Consider the following 17,526-nt stretch of genomic DNA (forward strand, 5'->3'; position numbering starts at 1 on the left):
TTAAACAGTGGCTCTTTTTTTCTGCATCATGAAAGCGGTGATGGCAATCCCGGAACAGATGAGTACAAACAGTCCGCCTAACAAATACACAAATCTCGCTCCGAATGTATCCGCAATTAATCCAACAAAGAAAATAGATAAACTGACAGACATAGAAGAGAGAACGTATTGAGCCGAATACACCTTTGATAACTCATGGACTGGCGTTTCCGTTTGGAGAATGGTTTGCTGAGAGACATCTCGAATTTGATAGGCAGGCCCCATTAAAATACAAAGCAGCAATGCAAGCCATGGCAGGCTGTTTAGCGAAAATAGGATCGTCAGCACTGCATAAATAAAAGAGCCCGCTGCCATAAAGAGGAGAAGTTGTTTTTGAATAAACTGGCTTAGCCATGCAGCCATGAGTCCGCCTATAATGGCACCTATATAATATGCGGCATTGATATATCCCCACCATTCCGCACCTTCATTTAAAACAAGTGTGACAAAGGCAAGCGTAACCGGTCCGACCCACAAAGCACCTGCAATATTTTCACTAACATCCATGAAAGTCAGGATGCGAACCGTTTTGTTTGTCCAAATGATCTTCCAGCCATCTTTGAACCCGTTCATCTTATTTTCTTTTTGAACCGTGTCTTCTTGCTTGAGTAGAGAAAAAACAGGGATGATCAATAGATAGGACAACACAATCATGAAACAAGAGGCCCACAATAAATAAGATGGACCAATCAACAGGACGAGCATTCCAGTAAACGAATAGCCGGCGATTTGAACAGATTGATAAAAAACGGAGGCTGTACTGTTCGCTTTCACAAGCTGATTTTCTGGCACAATCATCGGCATGATGGCTTGCAATAAAGGACTGATGAACCCGCCTGTGATGGAAATCAAAACGAACGCACTAAACAGCCAGATCAGGTGCTGCTGAAAGAAATCAAATTGGGTCGTGAATACGACGAGCATCCCAATACGTAAAAGAGGGACCCATTTCAATAGACGCTTGGCTTGAAAGAGTTCTGTCAAAACAGGAGAGAGGAGCCCAGCCAATAGCTGACATAGTGTTCTTATGAGCGGAAATACAGCCGCATAAGCGACAGATTGTGTATCTTGGTAAATAACCAATGTGACTGTCATCAAAAATAGAATATCACTTAGCATGAGAAGGCTTTTACTGCCTGTATAACACCAAAACTTATTACCCATATCCAACCGACTCCTTTTCAAAAACAAGTTCAGTATAGCATGTTGGCGAAGTGTGCAGAGGTTTTCCATTGAAAAATACATCTTAAGGATGAGAGGATTGTGATAATCTAAATGAAAGGACATTGTAAGGAAAGGGGTTCAATCCATTGAGAACATTACCAGCACATGACTTTTTGGACAAGCATGGCATCCCGTATGACATCAAAACATTTTCTGCCGACACAGAGAAGGGCGCAGCGAATGTAGCGGCAGCTCTTGGTTTTAGAGAAAGACAAATGATCAAAACATTGATCTTTGAAACAGGGGAAGGCGAGCAGCTGCTTGTAATGGTGGGTGCTGACCAGCACATCAAATCAGGGAAACTAAAGAAAGCCGCAGGCTCTCGTAATATCAAAATGGCTTCACCTGACACGGTGCTTGAAGTGACGGGCTATCGGATTGGCTCTATTCCGCCATTTTGCTGGCAGCCGGAAGGGTTCCGCACGATTATCGAAGCATCGCTATTAGAAGAAGAGATATTAGGCGTTGGAGCGGGAGAATGGGGAAATGAAATCCTCATCACACCAGAACAGTTAGTGATAGCCTCAAAAGCGGTCCCATTTGATCTTGTTCAGCCATCCGAATAGAAAAAGTGCCTGTTGCTGAAGCAGGCACTTTTTTAATTGGAGTCAGGTGCTATAAAGGGTCCGATGTCTTTCATTTGCAGAAAAGCATTCACCGTCCTATTTTCCTCAAGGTCATTCGCCCGTTTGCAGACCACAACAGGTCTGATAATGTCAATTCCTTCGATATACACACGCCCAATTTCTCCACGTTCTAAGCTTCGCTGAACAGCGTCACGAGGAACAAGGGTAATGCCATAGCCAGCTTTGATCATTTGAATGGCTTCGTGGACACCACTGAATTGTAAATCAACGGTCGGTTTTTTAATTCCTTTAGCGGTAAAAAGGGAAAAAAGTTTGTCTCTCGTCGAACTGCCTTCTTCTCGCATTAAAAAGGGTTCATGGCTTAGGCGTTCTAGGGGGACGGTTTGTCCATTTAACGGGTGATCCACAGGCACGATAAAGTCATAACTTAAATCAGTTAAGTGAGAGGTGTGAAGATCTTCGTGGTGCAGGTCCTCTATTACGGCGATCGCCACATCTGATTGATATTGAAGCAGGCTTTCGATCACTTGAGCGGAGTTTCCGCTTTTTAATTCAATGTCTGTCTGTGGCGATGCCGTTTTAAAAGAGGCAAGCCAATCAGGCAGCAAAAAGTTAAGTGGTACGTAGGTAGAAGCAATTCTAAGTCTTCCTTTTTTTCCGTTTTGCAGAAGGGTGATCTGATATTCTACTTCTTTTTCCGCCTCGAATACTTGCCGGGCATATGGATACAGGATCTTTCCCATCTCCGTCAGGGTAATCCCCCGGCCGTTTCGTTTGAAAAGACGAAAGCCGATCTCTCGTTCAATGCTTCGTAATTGTGCTGTCACAGCCGGCTGCGTCAAAGACAGCACGTCTGCCGTTTGTGTGACACTTTTTGTTTCGGCTACCTTTGCAAAAATACGGAGGGCATGTAAATTCATCTTTGCACCGCCTATCAATTATTTTGATGATTCAATCAAAAACATTCATTAGATTTATTATAAGGTATCCCTTATCGTAAAGGTAGCGAAGGGGGAAGAAAAAATGGATCGTCGTCAAAAACAAGTGGTGTCAATTGCGCTCATCACAGCATTTGCCCTTATTGGGGATTCAATGCTCTATATTGTTCTCCCGGTCTATTGGAAAGAGATTGGTTTATCATCCATTTGGGAGGTGGGGTTACTGCTGTCTATCAACCGATTCATTCGTATCCCGCTAGCACCTGTCGTATGGTGGCTTTATCGATATATTCCAATGAAGACCGGTGTACTGATCGCAATTTTGATCGCGTCAGTGACCACGATATTATATGGTATGAGTGGATTTTGGCTGCTATTGATTTGCCGCTGTGCATGGGGTCTCGCTTGGACGTTACTCCGTATGAGTGGGATGAGGGTCTTGGCTGAAATGGACGAAGTCTCACAAGGACATTTGACGGGTCTTTATAATGGGCTTTACCGGCTTGGCAGTTTATTTGGCATGTTATTTGGTGGAATCCTTGCCAGCTTGATCGGTTTTCAGTCCATGACGCTTGTCTTTGGCTTACTCACATTAATGGGCTGCATTTTTTATGTATCGTTAGAAGAAATTGAAAAGAGAGAAGGCACGCAGGTGTATCATGGCATCAAACAGAAGTGGTTGACACGAGATGTGGTAAAAGTACTGATAACAGGCATGCTGATCGCACTGATCATCCAAGGTTTATTCGCATCCACGCTGAGTCATGTCATTGAAGCAAAGATTGACCAAGATGAATTGACTTTGTTTGGCTTTGTCATCGGAGCTTCGGCTTTAAGCGGTGTTATTCAAGCGCTCAGGTGGGGATGGGAACCATTTCTCGCACCGAGAACGGGTAAATGGTTTGATCGTCTTGTGATGAAGGAACGAATGTTAAGCTGGATGTTTCTTTCATTTGGAGGGCTCAGTTTTCTTGTGATCATGCTGAAGGTAAGCGGCTGGTTCCTATTGATGCTGCTTTTGATTCAACTGATGGCAACAATAGTCACAACGTTCACCGATACACTTGCCTTTCAAAAAGCTTCTGCTCAAACAGATAAGAACCGCTTTCTCGCCAGCTATTCTTTTGTTCAAGATATGGGGGCTGCTTTAGGACCTTTGTGTGGGTATACGTTGATCCAGTTTTTCGGAACAAACAGCGTCTTTTGGCTGATGCTTATCATAAGTTTAATGCTCGTCAGCATGTGGATAAGAAGCGGGCAGCATGTTTCTTCTAGTGCAGTGTAAAAAATAAAGCGTTATATAAAAAAACTGCCTCATGCAGCTGATCGCAGGAGGCAGTCATATTCTCTTATTCTAAGTCTGAATCATAGGCTTTTTGCGTGAGTTGGCTGACGACCTCTTTCAAGCCATTAGGTTTATGGAATTCAACAGGGGTGCTTCCTTTTTCAAATACAATTTGATCTGCTTCAACGAGCACGACATATCGATTGTTGACCTTTGCGATATGAATCGAGTGGCCGAAGTCGGCTAAAAGTCCTTTAATTTCTGTTTCGCCTAGACGCATCTTCATCGTGATATCAGGGGTTTGTTCCACAATATGAGAAGCTGCTAGCGTGACCTGTTCTGTATCGAGTGTTTCCCGAATCTCCCGTTTTTCACTTGCTTCCCATATTTCAAGGTCCTCTTCAAATTGTTTTAATTCTTCACTTTCATCCTGAAATGTTTCAAATACATGTTCCTGCACCATATTCATGACCTGTGATTTCATGATTTCAGGCATCGATTCTCCGTATTCGACGAATTTTAGAAAGTCTTCAAAATAACGAGCGTGTGAGGATTGATGAATTTTCACTTCAGCTTCCTCTGTCATACCTTCTTCTGGCATAAACGGGTATTGAATCGATTTCATGTTTTTTGTTGTAATCGCCATTTCTACTTTTTTGATCAAGGTAGATGTATCAGCAATAGAAGCGACTTTCTGTTCAAAATCGCATTTCATGATAAAGACAAAAGAGTCATCGAAATATTTTTTAGGAACCGCAGATGCAACCAAAAACACGCCGCCTCTAACAGCACTTGTATCTAAATAGGTGCGAACAAATTGTTCACTGCATTCGTTAAATACTTCTTTTGTATCTGCAAATCTCGTCTGATGAAATAAATTGTAGTTTGGATTTGAATCGAGTTCATGGCCGGGTTCGACAATGAAACGTCCGATTTTAGTCGGTACTTGCTCAGACTTAGGGTGTCTGTCCACTTTTCGTTTGACGATTTTTTTTAGCTCACCGTCTAGAAAGTCCTTCAGCTCACTTTGTTCAAATTCTTCTTGGTTTAATGTTTGGTAATGTTTAAACCGTTTATTTGCTTGTTCCTCTTTGCCTTCTACTTCAACCACATAGAATGATAGGAAACGTATCGTAAAATCCACTGATTGGTCACCACTTTTTCTTCTTTGGATATGTTGAGTATAGAAAAAGGAGTGAAAATCGTCAACGAATGGAGAAATATCGTGTCATTATTTCCCGAGAAATGTTTCGTGAAAAACGCTTGATAATAATTATCATTCTTGATAGAATGATAAAAGAAAAGAAGGAACCTGCCAGTTCCTTCATCTCAGAAAATCATGTATTATTTTGTTTCAAATGTTTCGCAATCCGTTTCAGCATTGCGAGTCACGTCAGTCATTGTGCTTTTACCAATTTTAATTGTAGAGGCTGTACAGCTGTTGTCAGCCCAAAAACGGCAAGAGTTCACTTCACAAAGTACATTTTGTGCCATGGGAATTCACCTCCGTGATTCATATTAAGAATGAAGCAAGCTGCCACTTGAGTTCATTCAATCTAGTAGTCTCTTTATCAAAAGAGGCTGTTTGTGCTGTATATGCACATGTTTATCATACCATCTACCCTGAAAATATACAATTTAAACTTTGAAAGAGCGAGAATGCAAATCTCGCTCTTTTTTGTTTGTAAAAATAGTTAAATGCTAGGTGGCACCCTCTCTTATTCCGACATATGAATAGAGTAGATTCAAAACCTGATGTCGGACAAAGTATAAGGGTACATGTACTGATTTTCCGCATGAAGATAGGGTTTTCAATCAAAAATTTTCATAGAGAGATGAGGGGAGAAGATGAAAGCAGTCATTCTCTGCGGAGGAAAGGGAACGAGAATGAGTGAGGTCACACAAGCGCTTCCTAAACCACTTGCTATGATCGGAGATCGGCCTATTCTATGGCATATTATGAAAATCTATCAGTATTACGGTGTAGACGAGTTTATCTTATTGCTTGGATATAAAGGAGAGAAAATCAAAGAGTATTTTCTCAACTACGACTGGCGGCATCACAGCATGCAGCTGGATATGTCGACAGGGGAAATGAAGCTTTTAGGGAAGTCGGAGAACTGGAAAATCACCTTTTTAGATACGGGTGAGAATACGATGACAGGCGGGCGGCTAAAGCAGGTACAGGATTATATTGGTGATGAGACATTTATGATGACGTACGGTGACGGACTTGCCAATATCAATATGTTTCATTTGCTCAAGCGCCATCAAGAGCTTGGAGCAGCTGCCACTGTCACAGGAATTGAAAAGAAATCACAGTACGGCACGCTGAAGGTGTATAACGGGATGGCACAATCCTTCTCTGAGAAGACAGACAGTATCGGGATGATCAATGGAGGATTTTTTGTGTTGTCTCCAAAGGTTTTTGATTATTTAACAGATGATGATCAATGTGTGTTCGAAGCAGAGCCTCTTCAGAACTTGGCGAATGATGGAGAGCTAGCAGTCTATGAGCACCACGGATTTTGGACAGCAATTGATACGTATAAAAACTTGAAAGAAATCAACGGCATGTGGACTGAAGGAAAACAACCATGGAAGGTTTGGTGACAGCATGAGCGGATTTTGGAATGGGAAAAACGTATTTGTGACCGGGTGTACGGGATTGTTAGGGAGTTACCTCGTCAAGGAATTGATAGATCAAGGAGCAAACGTAACAGGGCTTGTACGTGATCAGGTGCCAAGATCGAACTTATATCAAGGCAGTCAATTTGAAAAGATGAATGTCGTCCAAGGCGCACTTGAGGACATGCAAACGATAGAACGTGCGTTAGGAGAATATGAGATTGATACAGTCTTTCATTTGGCCGCCCAAGCGATTGTTGGGGTCGCAAATCGTCACCCAGTCTCTACATTTGAAGCCAATATTTTAGGAACATGGAATGTGCTGGAGGCATGCAGAAGGCAGCCGCTTATCAAACGAGTGATTGTGGCATCGAGTGATAAAGCATACGGGGATCAAGAGCAGCTTCCTTATGATGAAGACATGCCGCTTAACGGTAAGCACCCATATGATGTGTCAAAAAGCTGTGCAGATTTAATTTCTCACACGTACTACAACACATATGGTCTTCCGGTTTGTATTACGCGCTGCGGTAATTTATATGGAGGCGGGGATTTGAATTTTAACCGGATCATTCCGCAAACCATCCAGCTTGTGTTAGAGGGAAAGGCGCCAGAAATTAGAAGTGACGGAACCTTTATCCGTGATTATTTCTATATTGAAGATGCGGTCAAGGCTTATTTACTGCTAGCTGAAAAAATGGAGGAAAAAGGGCTTGCAGGAGAAGCATTTAACTTTAGTAATGAAATTCAGCTGACCGTGCTTGAGCTCGTTGATAAAATCTTAAAGGCGATGGGCAGTGAACTAAAACCTCGTATTTTGAATCAAGGAACGCATGAGATTAAGCATCAATATTTATCAGCAGAAAAGGCGAGAAAGCTGCTTGATTGGAAGCCTGATTACTCCATTGATGAAGGGTTAGAAAAGACAATTGAATGGTATCGTGAATTCTTTCAAAAATAGAGGTGTATACAGATGAACAGCATATATTGTACGGTTCTATCAAGTGGAAGACTTTATCAAGCCATTGCGTTTTTCTTATCGTTGAAGCAAGTAGAAGATGATGCTGTCATCAAGACGTTATGTATGGATGATGCTGCATTTGATTTGCTTCATCAAATGAATTTCCCACATGTCGATCTTGTTCATGTACGTGATCTTGAAACGCCGGAACTTCTAGAGATCAAAAAGGAACGAAATGATTCGGAATATTGCTGGACATTAAAACCGATTTGGATTGAGTGGCTATTTAAGCAGGGCCAGGCGGAGGAAGTGACGTATCTTGATGCGGATTTGTTCTTTTATGAGCGTCCACAAGTGATTTTTCAAAATCAGCCTGATGCCTCTGTGCTTCTATCAAGAGGGGATATTGTCATTCCAAGCTTTGATCGAGAGGAAGTGAAAATGCTTCAGAAACTTTTAGGGCGCTATAATTCAGGATTCCTGCATTTTAAAGGAGATGAAGCCGGCCGGAAGTGCCTGAGCTGGTGGAAAGAAGAATGTCTAAAGGAATGCAAAAATGCGCCTGGAGAGGGGAAATTTGGCGATCAAGGGTATTTGGATCATATGCCGATGCTGTTTGAAAAAGTAGAAGATATTCAAACAAAGGGTGTGAATATTGGTCACTGGAATTATGGCCAGCATTCTTATCAGGAAGAGAATGGACGTATTTTGCTTGAGGATGGAAGCCCACTCATTTGCTATCATTTCAGTGGTTTTCGGATCTTAAGCAAAGATGATATGCAGCAAATCCATGAAAAAGGAAGAGATGACTTGCCATTTTTCCAAGAAGCCTATCGAGAAGTGCTGCGTCATGTGATTGAATCGGTAGAACAAGTCAATCCGATGTTTAACGGCTATGCCAAACTGGAGGAGGATGGCGCATGAATGAAAAGCCGAAGGTCAGCGTCATTATTCCGAGTTATAATGCGAAAGAGCGTTTAGAAGGGAGCCTCTTTTCCTTAACGCTTCAGGAAACCGATATTCCATTTGAGGTCATTGTTGCTGATAATGGGTCAACGGACGGCACGATGGAAATGCTCGAAAACATTGAGGTGAACTTTCCATTCAAAAAGGTGCGTATTCCTGTCAATCAAGGAATTGCCAAGGGGCGCAATCATGCCATTCGTGAGGCAGAGGGAGACCTCTTAATATTCCATGACAGCGATATGTTGGCAGAGCCCCAATTTATTCAAAAGCACGCAGAGGCACATGCTGATCATGAGGACCGTGTCATTTGCGGTGTATGCTGGAAGCGAATCTACCGTTATTTTTACACCGGTTTTGATAAAGATCATGTGAAACGATTAAAAAAACAAGGGCTATATCAGCGGAAAATGAAAGACAAAACGTCTCTTGTGTCGATGGAGGAAATAAAAAACGGCGCATTTCTAGAGAGAAGCTTCGACTTGCAGTCCGAATTTATTGATATTCTGAAAGACATTTTAAACACGTACGACTATGATTTAAGTTCTTATCAATTGCCGTGGCGATTTTTTATCACAAATAACTCTTCCGTCAAGCGAAAGCATGTTATGGAACTAGGGATGTTTGATGAAAAAATCGTTCGATACGGGTTTGAGGATTATGATTTAGGCATTCGTCTGCATCAGCTTGGCCTCTCATTTGAGCTGCGTGAGGATATTTTAAGTGTGCATCAGGAACATCCAAGTAATTTAACGTCATTCGATGACATCAAATATAACATTTTGTATATGTGCGAGAAGTACAACAATATTGATTCGATTGATGTTCATCTGGCTTTCTCTGGACCATTTTCTCATACCGTGACAAATGATATCGTGAAAGACATTCGCCAGCTGCGTAAGAATGCAGCATATGATGATCTGCTTGCTTATTTTTTGGAGCTACTTCATATGATCACAGAGCGGAATGTGGGCATTAAACGTGATCAAAAGGACGTGCTGACGGCAAAGCATTTCCCTTTGAAAAAGCTGTCAGAGGCGGCCCAGCTTGCCAAGCAGGAACATGGATGCACGGTGCTGGTAGAAGCCATTCAAGGGCTCACAAAAGAGCTGCTGCATGTTGACTTGTTCCAAGTGGATGTGTTGTAGATGGCATCCTATCATTTCACAACCATTGTGTCCAATACCCATGTATTTAAGCTGCTGGCGCTGATTCATTCACTTGAGCAGACGGCTCAATCATACAAACTTTCTGTCTTATGTGCTGATCCTTTGGCTTACAAGGTGTTAAGTCAGTTTCCTCATCCACATGTCCAATATGAACAGCTTGAAGATGTGGAAGATGATTCGCTGCGAAAAGCAAAGGCGGATCGTACGTTCCACGAGTATTGCTGGACGCTTAAGCCTGCGTTTCTACTCAAAATTCTTGAGTCCTCTGATGCAGATTATCTCGCTCATTTGGATACGGATTTGTATTTTTATCATGATCCAGAGGCGATATTTGCAGAAAATCCACTTGCTCATGTATTTTTGACAGATCATATGAATTCCAAGCGATTCTATCGTTATTACGAGTTGTCTGGCCGCTTTAATACTGGGTTTGTAGGCTGTCGTAACACAGATATTGCCAAACAGGCAGTCACGCAGTGGAAAGAGAACTGCATTGCGCATTGTACAGTAGAAATGGATACGGAAAAAAAGACATATGGTGATCAGCGGTATGTTGAAAGATGGGTCGATGATTTTGAGGGTGTCTATGTGGTGGCATCTAAAGGTGCCAATGCAGCAATTTGGAATATTGAAAACTATAAGCTCTCCGTTGTGAAAGGAGATATGTATCTCGACGAATGTCCACTGCTGTTCTATCATTTTTCTGCCTTTACGATCATTGATGAAAAGAACTTTAATCTGAATTGGTATTACTATATGACAGAACACACTCTTGTGGATCATTTGTATATTCCGTATGCGGATTTGATTCATCTGAAAATTAAACAGGTGCAAAAGGTCTTTCCAGACTTTCAGCAGGGGTTTATTGCAAAGAAGCATGTTCCTGACACGCATTTTTATAAGATATGAAAAAACCGCTCATTTATTGAGCGGTTTTTACCTTTTATGATTCATTCCATTTCGCTATGGTCTGATCGCTTGGCAGTAAAAAGGCTAGGATGCCTAATATCGGTAAAAAGGCGACACCAATCATGGTAGGCGTTAAACCGACTGCATCAATTAATGAGCCGAGGGCAACCGACCCAATCGCTCCCATACCAAACGCAAGCCCAACAGTTAAACCAGACATTGTGCCAATTTTCCCGGGAAATAGTTCTTGGGCATAGACTACGGTGACAGAGAAGCTTGAAGTCAGAATGATCCCAATAAGTCCAAGTAAAACATAAGCAACAACCGGTCCGGCAAATGGGAGAAGTAGGGCAAGCGGAAAGGATGCCAATAAGGAAATTAAAATCACGGTTTTCTTGCCAAAACGGTCTGCAAGCGGTCCGCCTAAAAATGTCCCAATCGCACCTAATATAAGAAATAAGAAAATATAAGTTTGTGATTCTTTAATCGTCAGACCATATTGTTCAATCGCATAAAACGCATAGAAATTCGAGATCGCATTTCCATACCAAGAACGCGCGAAAATAAGAAAGACGATAATGCCAAGTGCTGTGAGCGCTGACTTGCGGTGAAGTTCAGATCTTGCTGCTTTTGCAGGCGCTTTTTTCGCTTGTGCTCGAATGGTTTGAAGCTTTCTTGCGTACCATCTCGAAATATAAAGAAGGAAACCGACAGCAATCATTCCAACAATCGTAAACCAAGCCACACCTGGCTGACCGAGAGGGACGAGCATGAATGCAGCGATTAGCGGAGCAAAGGCTTGACCTGTATTTCCACCGACTTGATAGATGGATTGAGCAAGACCCCGTCTAGGACCAGCTGCCATGTTGGCAACCCGTGAGCCTTCTGGATGGAAAATCGCAGAGCCGAGTCCAATAAAGACGACGCACAGCAGGATGGTCGCAAATGACGGCGCAAACGCAAGGCCGAAAATGCCGACAGCACTTGAAAATAATGCGATAGGCAGTGCATAGGGCATCGGCCGTTTATCTGTGTACCACCCGATCGCAGGCTGCATGACAGAGGAGACCATATTTAATGTAAAGGCGATTAGCCCTAATTGAGTAAAGGTCAGCCCCATTGAGCGTTCTAAAATAGGGAACATGGCAGGAATCACGGCTTGCAATGTGTCGTTGAGCATATGGCAAATACCAATAATCAATAAAATAGGATAAACCGTTGAACCGGTGACCGCTTTTTGAGGTTTATCCTTTGTTTGAGCAGCAATAGCCAATGAGACTTCCTCCTTTCATTCAACTTGTTTCTTTTTTCATTCTCCTCATTTTATTCATAAGGTGAACTATAAAACAATAGCAAATTGTCATGATTTAGAAAAAAAGAGACACATGCGCTTGATGGAGCGTGTGTCTCTAAAGGGTTATTTATAGAAAGAAGCGATGACAGGCTTCATTTTTTGAATGACAAGTCCACTGCCTCCACGGTTTTTCACACCTTCAATCATGCCGACGAGGACGTAATCTTCTTTTTTAGGATTAAACGCAAGTAAAAATCCATTTTCAGTACCGTCTGTCGCACCTTGTTTGCTCTTTAGTTCCGCTGTTCCCGTTTTAGCGGCTATATCAGCCCCTTTTATTTGCAACGAGTGAGCGGTTCCGTTTGAATTGGTGACGACTTGAGTGAGTGCGTCCTTCACCGTATTTGCTGTATCTTCTTTGATGATCTGTTTTGGTGATGCTGTTTTTTCATCCTGAATGACTCGAGGGTACACAAGCTTTCCTCCTGTTGCAAATGGAGAATAGGCATGTACTTGTTCAATTGGTGACATGAGTAATTCTCCTTGGCCGTATGCTGAGTCGGCAAGTAAGATGTCTGATTTGATTCCGTCGTTAGACACTTGTGCCGGTTTCATTGTAAACGGCATGTTTAAATCATCACCAAATCCAAATGTTTTCACTTTTTTCTCGTAAGTATCTTTGCCGATTTCAAGGGCTTCCTGTCCAAAATAAATATTATCTGAGTACACGAGGGCATCGACCATATTGACTTGTTCTTTGTCATGTACCCGTGTAATGCGATAATTTCCCCAAGATTGATCCTTCTGCCATTTCAGTCCATGAATGGTGCGTACTTTATTAGGCTTTGTGACACCTGTTTCCAGTCCAATCGCTGCTGTAATGGTTTTGAATGTAGATCCTGGTGCATATCTGCTCGCATATCGAGCTTGGAATGGGAGATCAGGATTTTCACTGTATGCTTGATATTGTTTAGGCGTGATCCCGTTGGTCATTAAATTGACATCGTAAGAAGGGGTGCTAACAAGCGCTAATAAATCACCTGATGATGGGTTCATAATGGTGACAGCCCCTTTTTCACCTTTCAGCTGTTGATAGGCTTTTTTCTGTAAAGATGCATCAATGGTCAGCTTGACTGTTTTTCCGTCTTTTCGGTCTGTTTTTTGCAATGTTTCTTCAATACCTGTTTCATCATGGATAATGAGGATGCTTCCGCCATCTTGTCCTCTTAAGTTCTTGTCAAATGTGAATTCAAGGCCGGTTTTGCCGATGATTTGGTCCGCCTTTAAAGCTGGATTTCTTTTGATATCATCCGCATTTGCTTTTCCCACATAGCCTGTCAGGTGAGCAGCGGCTTCGTTATATGGATAGTAGCGCATTTCCTTCGTTTGATAGGTGACGCCATTTATGTCTTTTGGAATCGGCTTTTGCTCTAACATAGACTTTAGCGGGACAAATGTGTCATCTGTAACCCATGCTTGTTTCAGCTGATTTTGAATCAGCTCTTCATCTATATCAAAAGCGCTGCTGATTTTTTTGATGTTGCTTTCTTTTTCCGTGCCTGTCCCGAGTTTTCCAGGGATGATACCAAGTGCGTGTCCACCAGTTGTTTCGGCTAACGTGCGCCCTTTTCGATCTACAATATTTCCGCGTACCGCAGGATCCGTTGTCACTTTGATGGTGTCACCCTTTTCCATTTGCGGGAAGATGAGATTTGGTTTCCAGTCTACTTTCCACTTGTTATCCTCTTCGGAGAGAACGCCCTTGTAAGAGAGCTTATTCAGTTTTCCAAGTGACGTTTTCATCGTGACTTCATAGGTGAATTGATACCCATTTCCTTTGTCCTGTTTTTCTACGTTGACGTTTGAGACGTTTAGATCACTTGCACCAATGCCGCTAAAGATCTTATCGTATTTTTCGGCAAGTTGTTTTTTAGAGTAGTCACTGGCTTTCAGAGAGCCACTTGTGACCTCATCTGCCAGTTTCGTGAATTCTTTTTTCTCCAGATATTTCGTAAAGGATTCAGCGGCTTTAAGCGCCTCTTTTTCTTTTGAGAAAAGCGAATCTTTTAAGAAAAAGAGAGCAGCAGCAATCACGATGATGCTAAGAAGGGGAATGATGACTTTTTTCTGTTTCCAAAATGATTTTCGTTGATCTGTATACAATGAAAACACCTCAATTTTTGATTAGATCCTCTATAGTTTACAGTTACTGTGTATGATTTGTATAGTTTCTCCTATGAAGATAGACCAAGACATGAAGTGGAAATATGAATCAAGACACAGTTGTTTCATAAGGATATCTTCATTTTTTCTTATGATTTAAAGGATTTTTTATGTGATCATCGAATGTGAAAAATTAGAAAAATTTTAAAAGCGTTTTCATGGAGGAGGAATTGTGATCGTTTATAAAAAAGTGAATCTAACTGGACTTGTTCTTGGACCGATCTTCTTTTTGCTTATTTTTTTGCTCATTCCAGAAAGTGAATTGACCTATGCAGCGAGAGTGGTACTTGGCATCACAGCATGGACTGCGACATGGTGGGTCACAGAAGCTTTGCCTATACCGGCGACCTCTTTATTGCCCATCATCCTTTTGCCTACACTTGGCGGGCTATCGATGGAGCAAACATCAAGAGCTTATGGAGACCCGATTGTTTTTATGTACATGGGCGGATTTATGATTGCCATTGCCATTGAAAAATGGAATTTACATAGAAGAATGGCCTTACATATTTTAAACATCATTGGCACAAGAAGTGACCGCATTGTATTAGGGGTTATGATAGCAACGGCTTTTTTATCTATGTGGATTTCAAATGCAGCCACAGCACTGATGATGCTGCCGGTGGCACTGGCTGTGATTAAAGAGGTGAAAGCGAACGATATCTTGTCTGGTGCATCTCTTGACCGCTTCAGTAAAAGCATCCTATTATCGGTCGCTTATTCAGCCTCTATTGGCGGACTGGCGACACTCGTTGGGTCTGTGCCAAATGCTGTTTTTGCGGCGATGTCAAAAAAGCTGTTAGATCGAGAAATTATGTTTTTTGAATGGTTTTTGTTTGGTTTTCCGGTGGCGGCTGTTCTGCTCATTCTCTTATTTCTGTATTTGACCAAGATACAGTTCAAGGTAGAGCACACAGGAGAAATGGGAGCAGCGTTTATACGGAAGGGTTTAGAGGATTTAGGCAAAATGAAACGAGAAGAAAAATGGGTTTTTGCTATTTTTCTTATGACGGCTTTTTTATGGATCTTTAAAATCTTTTTGTTTGGCGGGCTTCCTGTCTCGGATACGTCGATCGCAATCTTTGGGGCGATGCTGTTATTTCTCATTCCAGCGACAAATGGAGAGAGAATACTAGAATGGCAGGATATGAAACAGCTGCCATGGGGGCTTTTGCTTTTGTTTGGAGGCGGGCTTTCGCTCGCTACAGGATTTGCGGAAACGAATCTAACAGGATGGATCGGGGAAAATTTACAGCATTTAAATGGGCTGTCTTACCTCATGCTGCTGATTATTTTAACGGCTTCTATTTTATTTATGACCGAAATTATGTCTAATACAGCAGTTGCGAACATGATTATTCCGATTACAGTAGGGCTTGGACTTGCAATTGGCATGGAGCCGTACGGCTTAATGGCTGCGGCTGCGTTAGCTTCCTCATGTGCGTTTATGTTGCCAATTTCCACACCGCCAAATGCGGCTGTCTTTAGTGCAGACGTGCTGAAAATATCTGATATGGTCAAGGCTGGCTTTTGGCTAAATGTGATCAGTATTGTAGCGATTGTGCTTGCGGTTTATTTCTGGCTTCCGGTCGTGCTGAGATGAAGACTTTGATCGAATGGAGACTTTTGGTGTTTTTGTTTCTTTTGGCTTCGGTACTGAAGCTGCCTTTTTGAGGTGCGGATCCTTTGGCGTGTAATAGGTGGCTCCAATGTTGAGTCTGCCTTGAAGCTGATCAATGGAAAGCTCACCAAACTCTAAATGGTAGTCAATTTTGTCCACATGCAGTGATTCAATGTGAATGTGCGTATCCTCCGAGACAGGCGGAGCAGGTGCAGACATTTTCTGCTCAAGAGCGGTGAGTCTTTTTTCCAGCTCGACGACAGATGGGGATGGACTGGCTTCGGTTTTTTTTAAGAGTGATTGAATGAAATGTTTCAAGTGGACCACAACCTTTTCTTTCGCCTTGCTCTAGTCTATGGAAAAGCTGCCCGGTATATACTTATAGAGATACATGAAAGGGGAGAAGGGCATGCTGCCTACACGCATTCAGATTACCCATATGAAGACGAATACGATTGGTACAGGGTCCTCGATGACATTCGGCTCAACGATCGTACGAAATCACTGCTCGACGATCAAAAGAAACAATGGTTTTGGTGAACAAAATGCCGATGGCGTGATCACGATCTTGCCGATTGAAACGATTGATGATCGTGATCTAATAGACGCAGTCAGTATCAATATTCGTCATCTATGATAATCGCAGTTGCTTTTCCTTCATCCTTTTGCAGGCGAATGTATAGCACGCCGTCTTTAAAAACCGCATTCATTTGACCAAGAATCATATCTGGGAGCCGAATTTTTCTTTCAAACGGACCATACTTTCCTTGTTTTTGGCGAAAATCCTGTTCGTTAAAAAAGGAAAAACGCTGTCCTTTTACAACTAAATATTCACCATATGACAGCACCTGAACATCTTCTTTCCGGTAGCCAGGCAAATAAATTAAGTACTGAAATTCAGTAGCGGTTTCCACGATGTCCACTGGTGGAAACGATGCATCTGTTCCTCGCTGATCTTGCTGCGAGAATGTAAAGGGAGACGGACCATTTGCCATAAAGGGAGATCTTTGCTCATCATCAAATATCATTTTCCAAAAATCATCTCCATGCATTTGCTGGGCAATGTCCATCCACTGCTTCATTTTTTCGAAGTCCATGTGAAGACCTCCTGTTAACATACTTGATGGGTGCTCGCATATACCTATAAAAAGGAGGTTTATCTGTGGTTCAACCAACTCCGTATATCAATATTAATATTTTCATGTTAAAAATTAATTCCTTTGAAAATGCGTCGGCGGTGAATGTCGGACAAAATTTGTTAGCAGAGTGGCAAAACTCAGATAAAAAAAATCAGGGGTACGGACAGAATTTTGGAGATGCCAGCGGTTTTGTCGGAACAAAGAGCCATGTAGATGATCGAGATCAAGTGGACTCACCTGCCTCTTTTTCGCCAGCAGCTAAACCTATTCCAAGGAAGTGATGTGTGATGTTATTCTCACCCTCAGTCGTCAATGTCGGTGCTTTTAAAATCAATGCAATGGATCGGGGGGCATCACTGACGCTAGGGCCTTATCAGCAGATCGATTATTTTCTCTCGATGAAATTGAACCAAGGTTTTGGTGAGGACAATGGAGATTGTTCACCGCTTGTCATTCCGATTTCAAGCGTACTCGATCCAGATATGGTGGACTCGAATTCAGTGAAAAACAGTGTGATTTAAACAAAAAAAGAGACCGGGATTCCCC

At 42.2% G+C, this 17,526-nt stretch carries 19 protein-coding genes; 11 read left to right on the forward strand and 8 right to left on the reverse strand.

The features are described 5' to 3' along the window. Window positions 1-1,203 carry an MFS transporter gene (locus FXF70_RS15125; protein ID WP_148780565.1) on the reverse strand — a complete coding sequence of 401 codons (1,203 nt, stop codon included), beginning with the start codon at window positions 1,201-1,203 and terminating at the stop codon, window positions 1-3. A gap of 146 nt (window positions 1,204-1,349) precedes the next feature. On the opposite strand from FXF70_RS15125, the gene FXF70_RS15130 reads away from it, so the two are divergent. Next, window positions 1,350-1,829 carry an aminoacyl-tRNA deacylase gene (locus FXF70_RS15130; RefSeq protein ID WP_148780567.1) on the forward strand — a complete coding sequence of 160 codons (480 nt, stop codon included), beginning with the start codon at window positions 1,350-1,352 and terminating at the stop codon, window positions 1,827-1,829. Window positions 1,830-1,861: 32 nt separating this feature from the next. On the opposite strand, the gene FXF70_RS15135 is transcribed toward FXF70_RS15130, so the two are convergent. Then, window positions 1,862-2,770: a LysR family transcriptional regulator gene (locus FXF70_RS15135; RefSeq protein ID WP_057078352.1), complete on the reverse strand. Its 909-nt coding sequence runs from the start codon at window positions 2,768-2,770 to the stop codon at window positions 1,862-1,864. 103 nt (window positions 2,771-2,873) lie between these two features. Between FXF70_RS15135 and FXF70_RS15140 the strand changes: the two genes are divergently transcribed. Continuing rightward, a complete protein-coding gene (locus FXF70_RS15140; protein WP_148780569.1) occupies window positions 2,874-4,073 on the forward strand; it encodes an MFS transporter in 1,200 nt (399 codons plus the stop codon). 64 nt (window positions 4,074-4,137) lie between these two features. Here FXF70_RS15140 and FXF70_RS15145 read toward each other — a convergent pair whose 3' ends face one another. After that, window positions 4,138-5,217 (reverse strand): DUF3900 domain-containing protein, encoded by a 1,080-nt coding sequence (locus FXF70_RS15145; protein WP_148780571.1) that lies wholly within the window; start codon window positions 5,215-5,217, stop codon window positions 4,138-4,140. Between the two features lie 200 nt (window positions 5,218-5,417). Continuing rightward, the gene (locus FXF70_RS15150; protein WP_008344201.1) at window positions 5,418-5,567 is read right to left on the reverse strand and encodes a DUF1540 domain-containing protein; all 150 of its coding nucleotides are present in this window, start codon (window positions 5,565-5,567) and stop codon (window positions 5,418-5,420) included. Window positions 5,568-5,921: 354 nt separating this feature from the next. Here FXF70_RS15150 and rfbF point away from each other — a divergent pair, with 354 nt between their 5' ends. From rfbF to FXF70_RS15175, 5 genes are read left to right on the forward strand one after another with little or no spacing between them, the layout of a single operon-like run. After that, window positions 5,922-6,686, forward strand: coding sequence for a glucose-1-phosphate cytidylyltransferase (rfbF, locus tag FXF70_RS15155; RefSeq protein ID WP_007496812.1), 765 nt, complete (start codon window positions 5,922-5,924; stop codon window positions 6,684-6,686). A 4-nt stretch (window positions 6,687-6,690) separates the two neighbouring features. Then, window positions 6,691-7,662, forward strand: a complete 972-nt coding sequence (locus FXF70_RS15160; protein WP_025092661.1) for a GDP-mannose 4,6-dehydratase — start codon at window positions 6,691-6,693, stop codon at window positions 7,660-7,662. Window positions 7,663-7,674: 12 nt separating this feature from the next. Continuing rightward, complete coding sequence (locus tag FXF70_RS15165; protein WP_148780573.1) at window positions 7,675-8,586, forward strand: putative nucleotide-diphospho-sugar transferase; 912 nt, start codon at window positions 7,675-7,677, stop codon at window positions 8,584-8,586. Further along, on the forward strand, window positions 8,583-9,773 hold the full coding sequence (locus FXF70_RS15170; protein WP_017360421.1) for a glycosyltransferase family 2 protein: 1,191 nt from the start codon (window positions 8,583-8,585) through the stop codon (window positions 9,771-9,773). Before FXF70_RS15165 ends, FXF70_RS15170 begins: the two co-directional genes overlap by 4 nt. Then, window positions 9,774-10,703 (forward strand): putative nucleotide-diphospho-sugar transferase, encoded by a 930-nt coding sequence (locus tag FXF70_RS15175; protein WP_148780575.1) that lies wholly within the window; start codon window positions 9,774-9,776, stop codon window positions 10,701-10,703. It abuts the gene before it with no gap. A gap of 34 nt (window positions 10,704-10,737) precedes the next feature. Here FXF70_RS15175 and FXF70_RS15180 read toward each other — a convergent pair whose 3' ends face one another. Both FXF70_RS15180 and pbp4 read right to left on the reverse strand, forming a co-directional pair. Further along, on the reverse strand, window positions 10,738-11,976 hold the full coding sequence (locus FXF70_RS15180) for an MFS transporter (protein ID WP_017360419.1): 1,239 nt from the start codon (window positions 11,974-11,976) through the stop codon (window positions 10,738-10,740). A gap of 144 nt (window positions 11,977-12,120) precedes the next feature. After that, entirely contained in the window at window positions 12,121-14,160 is a 2,040-nt protein-coding gene (gene pbp4 / locus FXF70_RS15185; protein ID WP_148780577.1) for a penicillin-binding protein PBP4(5), read from the reverse strand. A 232-nt stretch (window positions 14,161-14,392) separates the two neighbouring features. Here pbp4 and FXF70_RS15190 point away from each other — a divergent pair, with 232 nt between their 5' ends. Next, window positions 14,393-15,823 carry an SLC13 family permease gene (locus FXF70_RS15190; RefSeq protein ID WP_148780579.1) on the forward strand — a complete coding sequence of 477 codons (1,431 nt, stop codon included), beginning with the start codon at window positions 14,393-14,395 and terminating at the stop codon, window positions 15,821-15,823. Here FXF70_RS15190 and FXF70_RS15195 read toward each other — a convergent pair. Beyond that, on the reverse strand, window positions 15,755-16,159 hold the full coding sequence (locus FXF70_RS15195) for a hypothetical protein (protein ID WP_148780581.1): 405 nt from the start codon (window positions 16,157-16,159) through the stop codon (window positions 15,755-15,757). The genes FXF70_RS15190 and FXF70_RS15195 overlap by 69 nt on opposite strands. Window positions 16,160-16,250: 91 nt before the next feature. On the opposite strand from FXF70_RS15195, the gene FXF70_RS15200 reads away from it, so the two are divergent. Further along, window positions 16,251-16,478, forward strand: coding sequence for a hypothetical protein (locus FXF70_RS15200; protein WP_017360415.1), 228 nt, complete (start codon window positions 16,251-16,253; stop codon window positions 16,476-16,478). On the opposite strand, the gene FXF70_RS15205 is transcribed toward FXF70_RS15200, so the two are convergent. Next, complete coding sequence (locus FXF70_RS15205) at window positions 16,459-16,938, reverse strand: Hsp20/alpha crystallin family protein (protein WP_148780583.1); 480 nt, start codon at window positions 16,936-16,938, stop codon at window positions 16,459-16,461. The two genes, FXF70_RS15200 and FXF70_RS15205, sit on opposite strands and share 20 nt — an antisense overlap. Before the next feature lie 65 nt (window positions 16,939-17,003). Here FXF70_RS15205 and FXF70_RS15210 point away from each other — a divergent pair, with 65 nt between their 5' ends. Then, window positions 17,004-17,261, forward strand: coding sequence for a hypothetical protein (locus FXF70_RS15210; protein WP_008344180.1), 258 nt, complete (start codon window positions 17,004-17,006; stop codon window positions 17,259-17,261). Window positions 17,262-17,267: 6 nt separating this feature from the next. After that, complete coding sequence (locus FXF70_RS15215; RefSeq protein WP_008344178.1) at window positions 17,268-17,501, forward strand: hypothetical protein; 234 nt, start codon at window positions 17,268-17,270, stop codon at window positions 17,499-17,501. The last annotated feature ends 25 nt before the right edge of the window (window positions 17,502-17,526 follow it).

The organism is Bacillus sp. Y3, from assembly GCF_008123875.1.
GTDB lineage: Bacteria > Bacillota > Bacilli > Bacillales > Bacillaceae > Bacillus > Bacillus altitudinis.

What these genes read in the sequence shown, in the direction of transcription:
- FXF70_RS15160 (WP_025092661.1), top strand. Translation starts at nt 6,691, where the DNA reads ATGAGCGGATTTTGGAATGGGAAAAACGTATTTGTGACCGGGTGTACG.
- FXF70_RS15215 (WP_008344178.1), top strand. Translation starts at nt 17,268, where the DNA reads ATGTTATTCTCACCCTCAGTCGTCAATGTCGGTGCTTTTAAAATCAAT.
- FXF70_RS15165 (WP_148780573.1), top strand. Translation starts at nt 7,675, where the DNA reads ATGAACAGCATATATTGTACGGTTCTATCAAGTGGAAGACTTTATCAA.
- FXF70_RS15205 (WP_148780583.1), bottom strand. Translation starts at nt 16,938, where the DNA reads ATGGACTTCGAAAAAATGAAGCAGTGGATGGACATTGCCCAGCAAATG.
- FXF70_RS15135 (WP_057078352.1), bottom strand. Translation starts at nt 2,770, where the DNA reads ATGAATTTACATGCCCTCCGTATTTTTGCAAAGGTAGCCGAAACAAAA.
- FXF70_RS15150 (WP_008344201.1), bottom strand. Translation starts at nt 5,567, where the DNA reads ATGGCACAAAATGTACTTTGTGAAGTGAACTCTTGCCGTTTTTGGGCT.
- FXF70_RS15175 (WP_148780575.1), top strand. Translation starts at nt 9,774, where the DNA reads ATGGCATCCTATCATTTCACAACCATTGTGTCCAATACCCATGTATTT.
- FXF70_RS15140 (WP_148780569.1), top strand. Translation starts at nt 2,874, where the DNA reads ATGGATCGTCGTCAAAAACAAGTGGTGTCAATTGCGCTCATCACAGCA.
- rfbF (WP_007496812.1), top strand. Translation starts at nt 5,922, where the DNA reads ATGAAAGCAGTCATTCTCTGCGGAGGAAAGGGAACGAGAATGAGTGAG.
- FXF70_RS15125 (WP_148780565.1), bottom strand. Translation starts at nt 1,203, where the DNA reads ATGGGTAATAAGTTTTGGTGTTATACAGGCAGTAAAAGCCTTCTCATG.
- FXF70_RS15200 (WP_017360415.1), top strand. Translation starts at nt 16,251, where the DNA reads ATGCTGCCTACACGCATTCAGATTACCCATATGAAGACGAATACGATT.
- FXF70_RS15170 (WP_017360421.1), top strand. Translation starts at nt 8,583, where the DNA reads ATGAATGAAAAGCCGAAGGTCAGCGTCATTATTCCGAGTTATAATGCG.